The following is a 15,065-nucleotide window of genomic DNA, read 5'->3' on the forward strand; positions in this document are numbered from 1 at the left end:
GCGCTCGCCGCGACATCGCATCTCGCACCTCCCGCCGCCGGCCTCGCTCCAGGGCGAGGCCGGCCCTCTGCGCCGCAGCCGAACGCTGCTATGCTCCGCTGCCCATGTCGGAGCTCGTCCAACTTCTTCGCCAGAACGCCCCGATAGCTCGCATCGCCGAGCACCTCGATGGCCTGACGCACGAGGAGCGCCGCAGCGCCCTGTCGACCACGACGCGCGCGGATCAGCGGGCGCTCTATGCCGCCGCGAGCCACGCCCCCCCGATCACGCTCGACTTCTTCGTCCCGGACGGCACCCCGCGCCGCGTGGCGGTTCGTCACGAGGGCAGGAACAGCCTTCCTCTCCCGTCCACATTCCGCTTCTTCGAGAAGCGTTTTGCCTTGCCCGAGGACGGCAGCGCTCGGCTCTTCGGCTACAACGAGGGTTCCACGCGTCCCTGGATTGGCCCGGGCTTCTTCGTCGCGGTCCCGACTGCCGGCAACCCTGCGTGGCAGGAGCGTGGCGCCATCGTGATCGACTACTTCCAGGTGCCTGATGGGCCTGTACCTGACGGCTGGCCCCGGGTCGTCCCCAACAGCAAAGGACTCCAGTTCTTCGTCTACAACGGAACCCGTGATTTCATGCGTCGGGTCTCGAAGGACGTGTCCATCGGCGCGGCGTTCAAGGGCGAGCGTTCGCTCGACCATTACTTCACGCTCTGCCGCTCGCCGTCCGCGTAGCCGTCACCAATGCGAACGTGAACGTGAACGTTTACGTGGTCGTGGTCGTGGTCGTGGTCGTCAACGATAGGTCGTGAACGACCACGACCACGACCACGTAAACGTTCGGAGGTGGGAGAACGCGGCGCGAGGCTTGGTGAACGCCTACGCCCCCTAGTTTGGAGGGCTCCCCCCTCCCAGCCGCGACAGCATCCCCTTTCGCAGGAGCCCCACCTTGTTCCGCATCGCGGTCACCTGTTGCCGCATGCCGTCCGCCTGCTCCGCGAGGTCGACGATCCCCGCGGCCGTCGCCGCCTGGGCGAGGGCTCGCGCCTCGTCGGCGAGGCGCCCCATTCGCCCTTCCACCTCGTCCATCGCCGCCACCACCTCGTGGATCTGCTCCGGCGTCGTCGCGTCCCGCTGGCGCGCCGCGGTCTCCTGCACCAGCTGGTTGATGCTCCTCCCCTCCTCCCCGAGCGCCGCGAAGCGCTGGAACAGCTCCCCGAGCTGCTCCGCCCTCCGCTTGATCTCCTCGCCGCGCGCCGCGAGCGCCGTGGCGGTCGCCTCGTGGCGATCCCGCGCCGCCGCGATCGCCGCGATGAGCGACCCGAGCGCCAGGCTCACGCGCTGCTGCGCCTCGGCCGCCTCGGTCGTCGACTTCGCCGCGCGCTCGATCCCCTTGCGGGTGTCGAGGGAAAGCCGCCGCGCCGACTCCGCGAGCTCCTCGAAGCGGACGAGCTCGCGCTCGAGCGCATGCGCCGCTTCCGCGAGCTCGCCCCCGCCCTTGCCGTGATCGTCCTTCCCACCCCCGCGGCCGTTCTTCTCGCGCTTGTTCACGTCACACTCCCTGCGCTGCCTGTCCCACCTCCTGGGAGGCCCCGCCGTTTCGCCTGCTGGCGATGTTTGGACCGGTGTACTGTATCAAAACGACGGCTCGTACGTCGGACGCACCTCGGAGGAACGGATGCGAAGCGCGTGGCTCGTCCTCGTCGGAGTTCATGCCCTGCTGGGCTGCGGAGCTGCGCCGCGGAGAGAGCCGGCCGCCGACGCCGACCCCACGCACGCCGGGGTCTCCGCCCCGCGCGCCGTCCCGGAGGGCTCGACCCGCGAGGCGCGCGCCGCCCTGCGCTCGCCCGAGGAGAAGCAGCGCTCCGCCCTGCGCCCGCCCAGGAGCACGCGCGCCCGCGACACCGCGCCCGAGGTCCCGAAGCCACGCGCCCCGATCCCGGTGTCCGACAAGACGAGCACGCCTGTCCGCTCCGCCGGAAATACCGGAAACAACCGCCCGCCCGCCCGCTCGCCCGTGAAGGAGCGCGCCCCGATCTCCCTCCCCGGGAAAGGCGGCGCCGCGCGCTCGATCGAGGCCGACTGCAAGGCGCTCGGCCCGGAGGTCCAGAAAGCCTCGAGGATGATCGAGGTGCTCCGGCAATCCGACCTGAACACGCCGCCCGACGTGCTCGGGAGGATCGCGGATCGGCTCGACCTCTGGGCCCGCGCGGCCGCGGTCCAGGCCTCCGATCCGGAGCTCGCCCAGGGCGCCAAGGGCATCCGGGAGAGCTTCGCCCGGACCGGCGCCGCGGCCCGCAAGCTCCAGGCGTCGCTCGGCGCTCACGACAGCAAGAAGGCCGGTGTCGCCCGCGCCGCCCTGGAGAGGGAGCTCGACCAGGACGCCAAGGCCGTGAGGGGCATTGCCGCCCGTTGCAAGAGCAACCCCTATGACCCGATGAAGGGCAAAGCCCATATCCCGCCTCACGTCGTGCGGAGCGTCGTCCAGGAGCGCTTCGGCGAGATGCGCGCTTGCTTTGAAAAGGGCCTTCGCCAGAACCCCAAGCTCCAAGGGCGCCTGCCCGTACACCTCGTCGTCGACGGCGAAGGGAAGGTCACCTACGCGGGTGACGCCGACCGCCCGCCCGAGGACGCGCCGCTCCTGATTGCGCTGCCCTCGCCCGGCGCGACGCCGCCGTCGTCGCCCGCTCCCCCGCTCCGCGACGCCAAGGTCGTCGGCTGCGTCCTCGAGGTCTTCCGCGGCCTCCGATTCCCCTCCGCCGCAGACCGCAAGAGCGTTGCGACGGTGGTCTATCCGGTCGTCTTCGGTGTGGACGACAACCGCTCTCCAGCGACCTCCTCCAGGTGACGCACAGCGCAACCGCGGCAGCGAGGCGCTGGCCCCTTGCCGTCCGGGCGAGGCCGACGCCAAGCACGCTCAGCCTCACTTGCGCCACTTGCAAAGTTATTTCCTTCTCAGGGGCCTGAGGGTAAGCATTCCGCCGATGAAGCTCTCGCTCACCGAGCTCCAGGACATCCGCCGCACGCTCGCGGCGCGCATCGTCTTCGGCCTCTCCACGCCCGGCACCGAGATCGCCGCGCTCCCTGCCTATCTCGCGCCGCCGCCGGGAGGGATGATGGGCCGCGCCGTGGTGGTCGACGCGGGCGGCACGAACCTGCGCGCCGCCATCGTGGAGCTCTTGCCGGGCGGCGAGTCGCGCATCGTCGCCGGGCCCGTGCCTGCGAAGTTCCCGGGCGGACCGGAGATCACGGGCGACGCCTTCTTCGACGTGCAGGCGGAGCTGGTCGAGCGCCTGGGCGCCGTGCACGGCTTGCCGGTGGGGTACTGCTTCTCGTATCCGTCGGAGACGCTGCCGTCGCTCGACGCGCGGCTGCTCCGCTGGACCAAGGGCGTCCAGGTCGCCGGGGTCGAGGGCACCAGCGTGGGCGAGCGGCTCGGCCGGGCGCTCGGCGCGCGGAGGCTCCGGCCCGGTCCGGTCCGGGTGCTGAACGACACGGTGGCGAGCCTGCTCGGCGGTGCCTTCGCGCACGGCGGGTCGCAGCCCGCGGCGTTCATCGGGCTCATCGTGGGGACGGGGACCAACATGGCCACGTTCCTCCCCGCCGGCCGGATCCCGAAGCTCAAGACGGGCCACTTCGTCGCGCCGATGGCGGTCAACCTCGAGAACGGAAACTTCAACCCTCCGCACCTCCAGCCGTTCGACGCGGAGCTCGACGCGACCTCGGAGAACCCCGGCGCGCAGCGGTTCGAGAAGGCGGTGTCGGGGGCCTACCTGCCCCGGCTCTTCGGGCGGCTGTGTCCGGACCATGCCCCGCTGACGAGCTCCGCGGATCTCGTGCGGCTCCGCGACGAGGGCGCCGACGAGGAGCGGCAGGTTGCTGGCGACCTGCTCCAGCGCTCGGCCGACCTCGTGGCGGCGGGGCTCGCGGCCGTCACCGACGTGCTCGACACCCCTCCCGGGGTCGGCATCCTCGCGGAGGGCAGCCTCTTCTGGGGCGATCCCCGCTATGCGCCGCGGGTGCAGGAGACGCTGCGCGCCCTCGTCGGCTCGCGCATCGAGCCCCGGGTCGCCCGGCTCGAGCACGTCAACCTCATCGGGTCGGCCTGCGCCGCGCTGTTCGCCTGAACGGGTCCGAGGCGGCAGGATCACACATTTCTGGCCGAATCCGTTTTTTGCGACCACCATGACGCAGCATTGACCCCATGGGAGGAGCTCGTCCGGTGATGTGTGAAACAACAGCGCGCATCGGCTCGACCGGACCGGTCGGGCGGGTGGGGCGCTTCCGGTCGTCGCGGGCGGGCCCCGGTGGCCGGAATGGCTATTGTCTTTAGAGAGATGCTCCCGTCGAACCGCAGACTCGCGTTCCGCAGGCAGCCGCACCTGCTCGACGACACCGGGAGCGTCGGCGTGTGGATCACGCAGCCGGCGGGCATGGTCGTCCAGCTCTTGCGGGAGACGGTGGCGACCGGTGAGGCCGCGCGCTTCATCTCGGTCGACGCGTACCAGAAGCTCGTGGGCGTCATGCGCCCGGGGGAGCGGGCGTTCTTCATCTACGACATGGGGCTCATGGTGCGGTACGAGAGCGAGGCGCGCGTGATCCTGACCCAGTGGGGACTCAACGTGCGCGACAAGATCGAGCACATCGTCGTCCGCCCGCCCCCGGAGATGAACAAGCTCGGGCGCATGGGGATCCAGACGATCGGGGCGGCGATGAGCCTGGCGGGGGTGCAGCTCGACATCGTGGACGATATCGAGCCGTTCCTGCGCGAGCAGAACCTGCGGCCGCGGATCAGCCTCACCTGAGACGAGGCCTCGGCGGCCGCCGGGCTTCAGTGACCGCCGCCGGTGCCCTTGATGTCCAGCTGAGGACGGGAGGGGTGCGGCCAGTCGAGGTGGAAGAACTTGCCGCGCGGCTGATCCGTGCGCTCGTAGGTGTGCGCCCCGAAGTAGTCCCGCTGCGCCTGCAGGAGATTCGCAGGCAGGTGGGCCGCGCGGTACCCGTCGTAATACGACAGGGCCGACATGAACGCAGGCGCCCAGACGCCGTTCTGCGCCGCGATCGACACCACCTTGCGCCAGTTCGACTGCCCCTGCTTGATCTGATCGTTGAAGTACGGATCGAGCAGCAGGTTCGTCAGGCCGGGATTGCGCGTGTACGCCTCCGTGATCTTCTGGAGGAAGCGGGCGCGGATGATGCAGCCGCCGCGCCAGATGCTCGCGATCGTGCCGAAATCAAGCGTCCACTTGTACTCCGCCTGCGCCGCCGCCATGAGCTGGAAGCCCTGCGCGTAGGCGCAGATCTTCGAGCAATACAGCGCGTCGCGGATCGCCGTGATCGTCCCCTGCCGGTCCGCGACCGGGGTCGGGGTCGGGCCAGAGAGCTGCTTCGAGGCCTCGACGCGCTCGTCCTTCAGCGCAGAGAGGCAGCGGGCGAACACCGCCTCAGCAATCGCGTTCGCGGGGATGCCCATGTCGAGCGCGTTGCTGCTCGTCCACTTGCCCGTGCCCTTCTGCCCCGCCGTGTCGAGGACGAAATCGACGAACGGCTTGTCCTTCTGGACAGGGTCCTTCTGCTGGAGGATATCGGCGGTGATCTGGATGAGGTACGAGTCGAGATCTCCGCTGTTCCACTCGGAGAAGACCCGGGACATCTCGTCCTTCGACATCCCGAGCAGCCCGTCGAGGAGCGTGTACGCCTCGCAGATGAGCTGCATGTCGATGTACTCGATGCCGTTGTGGACCATCTTCACGTAATGGCCCGCGCCGTTCGGCCCGATGTACGCCGTGCAAGGGACCCCGCCCTCCACCGGCTTGCCGGGGGACGCGCCCTCGATCGGCTTGCCGGTCGCCGGATCGACCTTGGCGGCGATCGCGCGCCAGATCGGCTCCAGGTGCTGCCAGGACGCGGGATCGCCGCCGGGCATCAGCGAGGGGCCGAAGCGCGCCCCCACCTCGCCGCCGGAGACGCCCGAGCCGAAGAACTTGCACTGCTTCGCGTACTCCTGCTCCCGGCGGATCGTGTCGGTCCAGAGCGAGTTGCCCAGATCGACGACGATATCGTCCGGCTCGACGCCCGCCTCGATGAGCTGCTTGACCACCATGTCCACCGGCGGACCGGCCTTGACCAGGATCACCGCCTTGCGCGGCTTCTTCAGCGCGCGGACGAAGTCCTTCAGCGTCTCGCAGCAGACCAGGCCGCCGGGCGTGCTCGGGTTCCTCGCGACGAAGTCCTTCGCGACCTGCACCGTGCGGTTGTACACGGCCACCTTGAAGCCGTGGTCGGCCATGTTGAGCGCGACGTTCTCGCCCATGACGGCCAGCCCGATCATGCCGATGTCGCAGCTGGATGTGGCATCATTCATCCCGGTTCTTCTCCTTCACACGTGGCTCTTTCGCCGCCAGCGACCGCTGTGCTGCACGGCCAAGATGACGGGTCAGCAAGCCGCGAGCCGCGAATCGCAGGCCGCAGGCCCGCGCGCCGTCGATCTCGCTGGGTCGGCTGGGAGCCACGGGCGCGCATTCTGAGCAGGCCGGCGGCGCGGCGTCCAGTGCGCTCGCACGCCATGGTAGGCTCTCGCCGATGCGACCGGGCCCGGCGCTCGCAGGCCTCCTGCTCCTCGCCTCCGCGGCGGCCTCGGCCTGCGGGCCCGCCACGTACAACGTCCGCGCCGCCCGCGCGTTCGCGAACGAGGACGCCCGCCGCGCCATCATCGACGACCGCGCCGCGGACCTGGAGCGAGCGGCCTGGCTCGCCGACGAGGTCCTCTCGAGCACCCCGTACTCCCCGGGAGACGCGTGGATCGCGGCGCTCCGCCTCGACGACGACGAGGGCGAGCGGCTCCGCGCGCGCCTCGAGAAGACGCCCCCCTACGACGGAGAGCACGAGGTCCCGCTCGCCAAGCTCTACCGCGCGAAGCTCGACGAGGCGCTCGCCCGCGCGCCTCTTCAACAACGCGCGCGCGGTGAGCGCGGCGCGCCGCCCGCGTTCGCGCGCCTCTTCGACGCGCTCGCGGCGCTCGCCGCGCCGTCGGGCGAGGCGAGCGCCGCGAGCCGCCTGCCGGCCGCGTGGCAGGCGCTCGCCGAGCACGCGCGGGCGCTCGCCGCCGAGGAGCGGAGCGTCGAGCGGCTCTCGGCCGGGAGGCCCCTCGGCGCCCCCGACACGCCCGAGCTCGCCGCCGCGAAGGCGAGGGCCGCAGCGCGGCGGCGGGCGCTCGCCGGAGCGCACCGGGACGTCGCTCTCGCCGCCGCCGCGCTCCGCGCGGCGAGCGCGGGGCAGGAGCCCGCCCGGACGATCGCGCGCGACGCCCTCCAGGCGCTGTCGTTCGTCCTGCGAATGCACATCGAGGCGCTCGCCGCGGCGCCGTACGTCGTGAAGCAGGCCCGGCGGGTGGCGCGGGACGAGCCCGGCTACAGGGCCGCCGTGGCGCGCGCGGAGGCGATCTCCAGGGTGCTCGAGGAGCAGCGCGCGGCGCTCTCCGCCTGCGCCGAGGCGCTCTCCGCGCCGGCGCGGACGCCGCTCGAGGACACGGCGGGCTTCGAGGCGCAGGAGGGCTTTCTCGAGCAGGGCCGGGCGATCAGCCTCGACGCCGTCCACCTGAAGCTGAAGGGCGACGTCGAGCTCCTGTTCTTCCACCAGCTCGCGAGCGCGGGCTCCTCCGGCGGCGTCAACGATTACCGGGGCAGGACGCGGCGGCTCGCCTACGACGTCGATCCGGTGTTCATGGTCGGCGGCCGGGCGCTGCTCACGTACGACTTCGACCACGCGCGCGACGCCGCGCGGCTCAACGCCGGCTTCACGACCGACCGGCTGTTCTCGTCGGGCGGCGACATCCAGTACGACGGCTCGCTCGGCAGGCTCGTCGGGCTGAACGGCTTCGCGAGCGACGTCTTCGACATCGGCGCCGACCTCGCCGGCGTGAGCACGAGCCTCAAGATCGCGCGGTTCACCGCCGGGAACGTGACCGAGCTGGCCGTCGATCCGGCGACCGACCGCGACGCCGGCCCCGTCGCCAGCGCGCCCTTCCAGCTCTTGCTCCGCCAGATCGACGTCGGCTTCGACCTGACGAAGCTCTTCCCGGAGGCCGCGGACGACCTCTACCTCGAGGAGCTGCTCGCGGGCTTCAGGTACATGGACTACAAGCTCCCGCGCATCTTCTATGCGCTCCGCGAGCGGGACCCGGGCGAGGGCGACGTCTACGTCTTCGAGCGGCAAAGCCCCGCCCAGAGCGTGACGTCGCGGTTCTACCAGGGCGGCTTCAGCGTGCGGATGGGCAACGGCGAGTGGCCGCGGCTCGCGCCGTTCGGCGATCTCGGCCTCTACGGCGGCGCCGGCCCGGTGCGCTACGCCTTCTCCGCGGATCCCGCGGTCCCCGGCGCCCCGCGCGAGGTCGACGAGGCGACGATGATCGCGCTCTCCGGCAACGTGTCGGTGGGGCTCCGGCTCCGCTTGACTTCATACCTGAGCCGGCTCCGCCTGCTCACCGAGCTGTCCTACAACGTGGAGGCGATCGGCCAGGGTATCCTATCGAGTATCCGCGCGACCAGACGCGGAGACGAGACGATCTACACGATCGGTCGCAAGCTCGATATCGGCGGGTTCGACGTGTTCCACGGGCCCCGGCTGCTGGCAGTGCTGGTACTCTGACGGGACAGGCGGCACCGGCGCTCCGCCGGTGCATCTGACGATGTCGATGTGTCTGTCGTGAAAAACGATCAGAACGGACGGGCGCCACATCACCGCTGAAGGGCCCCGTAAGCCACGGAATCACGGGATCTTCTCGCGACGACGAGCGACCACGAGCGACGACGCGCGACGACGCGCGACGACGGTCGGTGCTCCGCGCGAGCGGCGCCAATCAGCGCAGAGCGCTTACCTGTTGCCTGGTGCGCGCAGATCCAACGAACGCGCCCTACATCGGGAGTTTCATGTGGGGAGTCTTACGGTCTACAAGTTTGTAAGGTCTGCAAGTTAACGAGTGCGGCCGTCCGACCAGGTGGTGTAACCTCGTTCGACGCGGGTGAGACTATGTCGCTGAACTTCAACGAGGGGATGCTGTTCGCTGGTAGGTACCGCGTCGTGCGCAGCATCGCGACGGGTGCGATGGGGGCGGTCTACGAGGTCGTCCACGTCGAGACGGATCGGCGGCGGGCGCTCAAGGTCATGCACCCGCACCTCGCCGAGAACCCCGAGTTCCACGCGCGGTTCAAGCTCGAGGCGCGCATCGCCGCGCGCATAGCGACCGAGCACATCGTCGAGGTGTTCGACGCCGGGATCGACCTGGACACCGGCATGCCGTTCCTCGTGATGGAGCTGCTCCGCGGCGAGGAGCTCAGCAAGCGCATCCGCCGCGGCGGGCGTCTACCACCTGAGAACGCCATCGCCTACCTGCGCCAGACCGCGCACGCCCTGGACAAAACGCACGCGGCCGGCGTGGTCCACCGCGATCTGAAGCCCGCGAACCTCTTCCTCGCGGCGAGCGACGACGACGACGAGATCCGGATCAAGGTGCTTGATTTCGGCATCGCCAAGCTGGTCGCCGAGACGGCGGTCGAAGGGGCGAACACCGCCGCCCTCGGGACGCCTCTCTACATGGCGCCCGAGCAGTTCAGCGGCGAGACGATCACGCGGGCGGTGGACCTCTTCGCGCTCGGCATGATCGCGTACACCACCCTCGTCGGCAAGGCCTACTGGCTGAACGACATGCGCGAGTACAGCAACTCGCTCGCGTTCGCGGTGATCGCGATGCACGGCCCGCAGGAGCCCGCGTCCACGCGCGCGGAGACGGAGGGGGTGAAGCTGCCCCCCGGCTTCGACGCGTGGTTCGCGAAGGCGACGGCGCGCGAGCCCGAGGCGCGCTTCCCGACCGCTTCGTCCGCGGTGGAGGCGCTCGCCGAGGTCTTCGACATCGCCCCCATGACGATCAGGTCGTCGCGCCTCCTCGGGCTGGAGACGCCGGTCCCGCGGATGAGCCAGCTGAACCAGGGGCCCGCGTCGTCGATGCCGGTGGCCGCCCAGTCGTCCACCGGCGTGGAGACCAGGGTCGGCACCGGAACCGGCACGACGGCGGCACCGCGGAGCCGATCCGCGCTCGCCGTCGCGGCCATCGCCCTTGTCGGCGGCAGCGCCATCGCCTTCGCCGCGTTCAGCAAGGGCCGGTCCCCCGCCCCCGGCCCCACCGAGCACGCGCAGGCGGCGCAGGCTGCGGCCGTCGCGCCCCCCTCCACGCCGCCCGAGGCCGCCCCCGGCGCCGCCCGCCCCGAGGCGGCCGGCACGCCTGAGGCGGCCGGCACGCCTGAGGCGGCCGGCACGCCCGAGGCGGCTGGCAAGGCGGCCGCCATGCCCACGTCGACCGATCCCGCGGCGCCAGCGACCTCCGCCGCCGCGCTGCCCTCGGACGGCGGCCTGGCCATCGCTCCCGAAGTGCTGGCGAACGCAAAGGCCTCGCCGGCGACGCGCACCCCGGCGGCGCGCACCCCGGCGCCGCCGCCCGGCGCCTGGCGCAAGATCGCGCCGACCGCCTCCCCCGCAGCGAACGCAGCGAAGCCCCGGGAGTCGCTCTACGGGGCAGACTGAGCGCGGCCCTACAACGCGCTGATTTTTTGCCTGGGGCGGTCCCAAAGAAGGTATCTCCTGTTATCTCCGATGCGAACCTTCTGGCCCGGGTCCGTCTTGAGCGGACTCCTGTGCATTGCTATCGCCGCGCCGGCGAACGCGCAGCCTGACGCCGTGGCCGTGGCCGAGTCGCTCTTCAACCGCGGCCTCGCGGACATGCTGGCGGGGAAGTTCCAGACCGGCTGCCCTGCCCTCACCGAGAGCTACCGGCTCGATCCTCGCGCAGGGCGGCTGTTCACGCTCGCCGAGTGCGAGGCCAAGTGGGGGCGCACCGCGACCGCGGTCGCGCGCTACAACGACTTCCTTTCGTTCTACTCCCGCCTGTCCGAGTCCGAGCAGCTCAAGCAGTACGATCGCTACAAGCTCGTGCTCGAGCAGCGCGACGCGCTCGTGCCGCTCGTACCACAGCTCACGCTGTCGCTGCCGGCCGACGCGCCCGCCGGGACGCAGGTGCAGCGCGATGGCATCACGCTGGAGGGGCCTTCGCTCGGGATCGCGCTCCCCGTCAACCCGGGCGAGCACGTCGTGACGACGAAGGCGCCGGGCGGGCCCGCGCACGAGGTGCGGTTCACGATCGAGAAGTCGGAGCAGAAGACGATCGAGCTCGAGGTGAAGCTCCCCGAGGCGCCGCCGCCCGCGCCGCCGGCGGATCAGCCGCTTCCTCATCAGCCCGCCTTGTCGCCGTCGCAGCGCGACGAGGGCGCGTCGCGGACGCCGGCGCCGACCGGGACCAGCGGCCGGCGCGTGCTGACGTACGTGACGGGCGGGCTCGCCCTGGGCGGGCTGATCGCCGGGGGCGTGACGGGAGCGATGGCGCTCAGCGAGAGCCGCCACGCGGAGGAGGACTGCGACGACGTCGGCTCCGGCAGGGCGGTATGCAAGACCGCCGAAGGGCAGGCCGCTGGAAAGCGCGCGAAGGACCTGGGGCTTGTGAGCACGATCGGCTTCGGCGCCGGGGCGGCGCTGGCCGGGACGGCGCTCGTGCTCCTCCTGACGGAGCCCTCCTCGTCCGGCTCGCAGGCCAGCGCCGCGCCCTACCGCCAAGCAGGCGCGGTGAGCTGGTCGCTGCTCGCGGGACCGACCGGCGGCGGCGTCGTGGTGCGCAGCCAGTGGTGAACCAGCCCGCGCCTGTCGCCGCCTTCGCGCACGCACGGTAGCGCGGCGCACGCGCCACCACGGCGCGCCGCGCGCGCGCCACGACGACGCGCGCGCTCACGCCGCCTCGAAGCCGCGTCGCGATGCGATGTCCAAGGGAAATCCACGACGGCCGCGCCGCGCACCGTCGGAACCTTGCGCCTCGTCGTGGCGCGCGGCCGAGCGTAGTATCCCGTGGAAAACTACAGGCCGACGCGCCCTGGCGGGTGAGGCGGTGAGGAAAGGGAACTCATGATCACGAAGACCACGATGGCCATGTTCGGGGTCGCAGTCTCCGGTCTGCTCGCAGGCTGCACGGAGACGCTCGACTCGCAGCAGATCAAGACCGGAGGGATCTCGGCGACCCTGGAGGCGATCGCCGAGAGCGCGTCGTCGACGACCCTGCGGGCCACCCTCAAGGCCGGCGGCGACGAGAGCAACACGTACGTCATCCTGAGCGCGGGAGATCGGATCTCGGCGACCGTGGACGGCGAGGCGGTCGCGATGTCCGCCGAGAGCTCCGGGGTCTATGAGGCCGACGTCAATGTCGGCGCCGGAGGCACCGAGATCAAGGTGCTGCTGGACCGCGACGACGAGGGCGACGACGACGCGACGAACAACGTGGGGACGCTCCCCGATCCGTTCGACCTCGAGGCGCTGCCCAGAGAGCCAGTCCCGCGCGGCGAGGACCTCACGATCGCCTGGGCGCCGAGCGCGTCCGGGGACGACATGGTGATCGACGTGAAGGGCCACTGCATCTTCTCCAAGACGTTCGATGTGGGGGGCGACCCGGGGACGTTCACCATCGACGCGGACGAGCTGGAGGCGACCAGCTCGCAGGAGCCCGAGAGCTGCGACGTGGACGTCGTGATCCGCCGCTCGCGCAACGGCACGACGGACAACAACCTGGACCCGGAGAGCTCGTTCGAGCTGAGCCAGGTCCGGGGAGGCCGCTTCACCTCGGCCCCCTGAGGCTCAGGCGAACAGCGCGGCGTAGTCGTCCTCGCGGAAGCCCACGAGCACCCGGTTTCCCTTCACCAGCACAGGCCGCTTCACGAGCTTCCCGTCCTCGGTGAGCCACCGCGTGACCTCGTCGTCGCTCGCGGCGTCCACCCGCGCCTTGCCGAGCGCGCGGTAGCTCTGCCCGCTCGTGTTGAGCCACCGGCGCACCGAGAGCCCGCTCGCCGGGACCCACCGGGCGAGCTCTGCCGCCGTCGGCGGCTCATCGACGATGGGGCGCACGGCGACGTCGATGCCGCGCTCGCCGAGCCACTTCAGCGCTCGCTTGCAGGTGCTGCAGCCGGCATAAGAGAGGATCTGGACCTTGCTCATGCCGGGCCTTCTGCCCCCTCGGCCGCGCGACATCAAGCGCGGACGAGCGTGAAAAAAGAGATGGAAAGCGCGCGCATAGCAGGAGAGAAAAAAAAGGGCTCCTGTGCAATGCGCCCGGAATGCGCCGGGAATGCGCCAGAAGACGAGCAATGAACCGATTGCCCGCGGGCGGTTCATGGCGCGCGCCGGCGCCGACGGAGGACGAAATGCCGCATCGCGCGACGGGCCGTCTGGTATAGGGGGCGCGGAAAGGAGCCGCCCCCAGCGGCAGCGCCCCTCGTGATCCGTCTCGATTCCATCAGCAAGCAGCACGGCAAGCAGATCCTCTTCCTCGAGGCCTCCGCGGCGGTGAACCGCGGCGAGAAGGTCGGCCTGGTGGGGCCCAACGGCTCGGGCAAGACGACCATCTTCCGGATGATCACCAAGGAGGAGGCGCCCGACGGCGGCCAGGTCGCCATCGATCGCGGCGTGACCGTCGGCTACTTCAGCCAGGACGTCGGCGAGATGAAGGGCAGGAGCGCCGTCGCCGAGACCATGGACGGCGCCGGCCCGGTCTCCGACGTCGCCGCGGAGCTCCGCGAGCTCGAGGCCGCGCTCGCCGACCCCGAGCGGATGGATGAGATGGAGAGCTTGATCGAGCGCTTCGGGCAGGCCCAGGCCCGCTACGAAGAGCTCGGCGGCTACGCGCTCGACGCCAAGGCGCGCGAGATCCTCGCGGGGCTCGGCTTCAGCCAGGCCATGATGGACGGCGACGTGGGCGCCCTCTCGGGGGGGTGGAAGATGCGCGTCGCGCTCGCCCGCATCCTCCTCATGAGGCCCGACGCGCTCCTGCTCGACGAGCCGACCAACCACCTCGACATCGAGTCGATCATCTGGCTCGAAGGGTACCTGAAGCAGTATGCAGGGGCGCTCGTCATGACCTCGCACGATCGAGAGTTCATGAACCGCATCGTCACCAAGATCATCGAGATCGACGGCGGCGAGCTCACCAGCTACTCCGGCAACTACGAGTTCTACGAGCAGCAGCGCGCCATCAACGAGCAGCAGGCCGAGGCGCAGTACGAGCGCCAGCAGGCGATGCTCGCGAAGGAGATGCGCTTCATCGAGCGCTTCAAGGCCCAGGCCGCCAAGGCGGCGCAGGTCCAGTCGCGCGTGAAGAAGCTGGAGAAGATCGACAAGGTCGAGCCGCCGAAGCGCAGGAGGACGATCCGCTTCGAGTTCAAGCCCGCGCCGCGCTCGGGCGACGACGTGGCGCGGCTCAGCGGGGTGAAGAAGTCGTACGGAGGGCGCTCCATCTACGACGGATTCGACCTCCTGATCCGCCGCCGCGAGCGCTGGTGTGTGATGGGCGTAAACGGCGCCGGCAAATCCACCCTCCTCAAGCTCGTCGCGGGGACCTCCGCCCCGGACGCAGGCGGGGTGAACGTCGGCGCGAGCGTGAAGCTGGGGTATTTCGCGCAGCACGCGATGGAGCTCCTCGACCCGACCCGCTCCGTCTGGGAATCCATCGTGGCGGCCTTCCCGCAGGCCTCGATCGGCTCGCTCCGCACGCTCGCCGGCGCGTTCGGCTTCTCGGGCGACGACATCGACAAGCCCTGTCGCATCCTGTCCGGCGGCGAGAAGGCGCGCCTCGTGCTCGCGATCATGCTCTATGATCCGCCGAACTTCCTCGTGCTCGACGAGCCGACGAACCACCTCGACATGGCGACCAAGGAGATGCTCGTCGGGGCGCTCTCCTCGTTCGAGGGCACCATGCTTTTCGTCTCGCACGATCGCCGCTTCCTCGCCGCGCTGTCCAACCGCGTCCTGGAGCTCCTGCCCGACGGGCCGCGCGTGTATGGCGGGGGATACCTGGAGTATGTCGCCCAGAGCGGACACGAGGCGCCAGGCATCCGGAGCTGACCCGCGCCGACGTGGCGCTCGCGGCGTGTGGCGCGTGATGCGCGTGGAGCGCGCCGCGCGCGGCGAGCAAGCTCCGCCCGGGAGCGGCGCTCTCTCGTC

At 70.7% G+C, this 15,065-nt stretch carries 12 protein-coding genes; 9 read left to right on the top strand and 3 right to left on the bottom strand.

Going from position 1 to position 15,065, the window contains the following annotated elements:
* The first annotated feature begins 104 nt into the window (after positions 1–104).
* Positions 105–719 (top strand): hypothetical protein, encoded by a 615-nt coding sequence (locus WMF45_RS33590; protein ID WP_437709279.1) that lies wholly within the window; start codon positions 105–107, stop codon positions 717–719.
* Between the two features lie 153 nt (positions 720–872).
* Here the strand turns inward: WMF45_RS33590 and WMF45_RS33595 are convergent, their stop codons facing one another.
* Positions 873–1,535: a hypothetical protein gene (locus WMF45_RS33595; protein WP_437709281.1), complete on the bottom strand. Its 663-nt coding sequence runs from the start codon at positions 1,533–1,535 to the stop codon at positions 873–875.
* A gap of 127 nt (positions 1,536–1,662) precedes the next feature.
* Between WMF45_RS33595 and WMF45_RS33600 the strand changes: the two genes are divergently transcribed.
* From WMF45_RS33600 to WMF45_RS33610, 3 genes are all read left to right on the top strand, one after another.
* Entirely contained in the window at positions 1,663–2,832 is a 1,170-nt protein-coding gene (locus WMF45_RS33600; protein ID WP_437709282.1) for a hypothetical protein, read from the top strand.
* 136 nt (positions 2,833–2,968) lie between these two features.
* Positions 2,969–4,111, top strand: a complete 1,143-nt coding sequence (locus WMF45_RS33605; protein WP_437709284.1) for a hypothetical protein — start codon at positions 2,969–2,971, stop codon at positions 4,109–4,111.
* A 189-nt stretch (positions 4,112–4,300) separates the two neighbouring features.
* Entirely contained in the window at positions 4,301–4,789 is a 489-nt protein-coding gene (locus tag WMF45_RS33610; RefSeq protein ID WP_437709286.1) for a hypothetical protein, read from the top strand.
* Positions 4,790–4,815: 26 nt separating this feature from the next.
* Here WMF45_RS33610 and gndA read toward each other — a convergent pair whose 3' ends face one another.
* Complete coding sequence (gene gndA, locus WMF45_RS33615) at positions 4,816–6,348, bottom strand: NADP-dependent phosphogluconate dehydrogenase (RefSeq protein WP_437543211.1); 1,533 nt, start codon at positions 6,346–6,348, stop codon at positions 4,816–4,818.
* A gap of 218 nt (positions 6,349–6,566) precedes the next feature.
* Between gndA and WMF45_RS33620 the strand changes: the two genes are divergently transcribed.
* The 4 genes from WMF45_RS33620 to WMF45_RS33635 all read left to right on the top strand — a co-directional run bounded on the left by WMF45_RS33620 (position 6,567) and on the right by WMF45_RS33635 (position 12,704).
* Complete coding sequence (locus tag WMF45_RS33620; RefSeq protein WP_437709287.1) at positions 6,567–8,630, top strand: hypothetical protein; 2,064 nt, start codon at positions 6,567–6,569, stop codon at positions 8,628–8,630.
* 381 nt (positions 8,631–9,011) lie between these two features.
* Entirely contained in the window at positions 9,012–10,559 is a 1,548-nt protein-coding gene (locus tag WMF45_RS33625; protein WP_437709289.1) for a serine/threonine protein kinase, read from the top strand.
* Positions 10,560–10,655: 96 nt separating this feature from the next.
* On the top strand, positions 10,656–11,714 hold the full coding sequence (locus tag WMF45_RS33630) for a hypothetical protein (RefSeq protein WP_437709291.1): 1,059 nt from the start codon (positions 10,656–10,658) through the stop codon (positions 11,712–11,714).
* Positions 11,715–11,984: 270 nt separating this feature from the next.
* Positions 11,985–12,704 carry a hypothetical protein gene (locus tag WMF45_RS33635; protein WP_437709293.1) on the top strand — a complete coding sequence of 240 codons (720 nt, stop codon included), beginning with the start codon at positions 11,985–11,987 and terminating at the stop codon, positions 12,702–12,704.
* Positions 12,705–12,707: 3 nt separating this feature from the next.
* Here the strand turns inward: WMF45_RS33635 and WMF45_RS33640 are convergent, their stop codons facing one another.
* On the bottom strand, positions 12,708–13,064 hold the full coding sequence (locus WMF45_RS33640) for a Spx/MgsR family RNA polymerase-binding regulatory protein (RefSeq protein ID WP_437709295.1): 357 nt from the start codon (positions 13,062–13,064) through the stop codon (positions 12,708–12,710).
* Positions 13,065–13,343: 279 nt separating this feature from the next.
* Between WMF45_RS33640 and abc-f the strand changes: the two genes are divergently transcribed.
* Positions 13,344–14,966, top strand: coding sequence for a ribosomal protection-like ABC-F family protein (gene abc-f, locus WMF45_RS33645; RefSeq protein WP_437709297.1), 1,623 nt, complete (start codon positions 13,344–13,346; stop codon positions 14,964–14,966).
* The last annotated feature ends 99 nt before the right edge of the window (positions 14,967–15,065 follow it).

This window comes from Sorangium sp. So ce448, assembly GCF_051520915.1.
GTDB classification, from domain to species: Bacteria; Myxococcota_A; Polyangia; order Polyangiales; family Polyangiaceae; genus Sorangium; species Sorangium cellulosum_B.

Bases quoted from the DNA above. Each gene is read 5' to 3' on its own strand.
- WMF45_RS33590 (WP_437709279.1), top strand. From the start codon at position 105: ATGTCGGAGCTCGTCCAACTTCTTCGCCAGAACGCCCCGATAGCTCGC.
- WMF45_RS33625 (WP_437709289.1), top strand. From the start codon at position 9,012: ATGTCGCTGAACTTCAACGAGGGGATGCTGTTCGCTGGTAGGTACCGC.
- WMF45_RS33600 (WP_437709282.1), top strand. From the start codon at position 1,663: ATGCGAAGCGCGTGGCTCGTCCTCGTCGGAGTTCATGCCCTGCTGGGC.
- WMF45_RS33605 (WP_437709284.1), top strand. From the start codon at position 2,969: ATGAAGCTCTCGCTCACCGAGCTCCAGGACATCCGCCGCACGCTCGCG.
- gndA (WP_437543211.1), bottom strand. From the start codon at position 6,348: ATGAATGATGCCACATCCAGCTGCGACATCGGCATGATCGGGCTGGCC.
- WMF45_RS33610 (WP_437709286.1), top strand. From the start codon at position 4,301: ATGGCTATTGTCTTTAGAGAGATGCTCCCGTCGAACCGCAGACTCGCG.
- WMF45_RS33620 (WP_437709287.1), top strand. From the start codon at position 6,567: ATGCGACCGGGCCCGGCGCTCGCAGGCCTCCTGCTCCTCGCCTCCGCG.
- WMF45_RS33640 (WP_437709295.1), bottom strand. From the start codon at position 13,064: ATGAGCAAGGTCCAGATCCTCTCTTATGCCGGCTGCAGCACCTGCAAG.
- WMF45_RS33635 (WP_437709293.1), top strand. From the start codon at position 11,985: ATGATCACGAAGACCACGATGGCCATGTTCGGGGTCGCAGTCTCCGGT.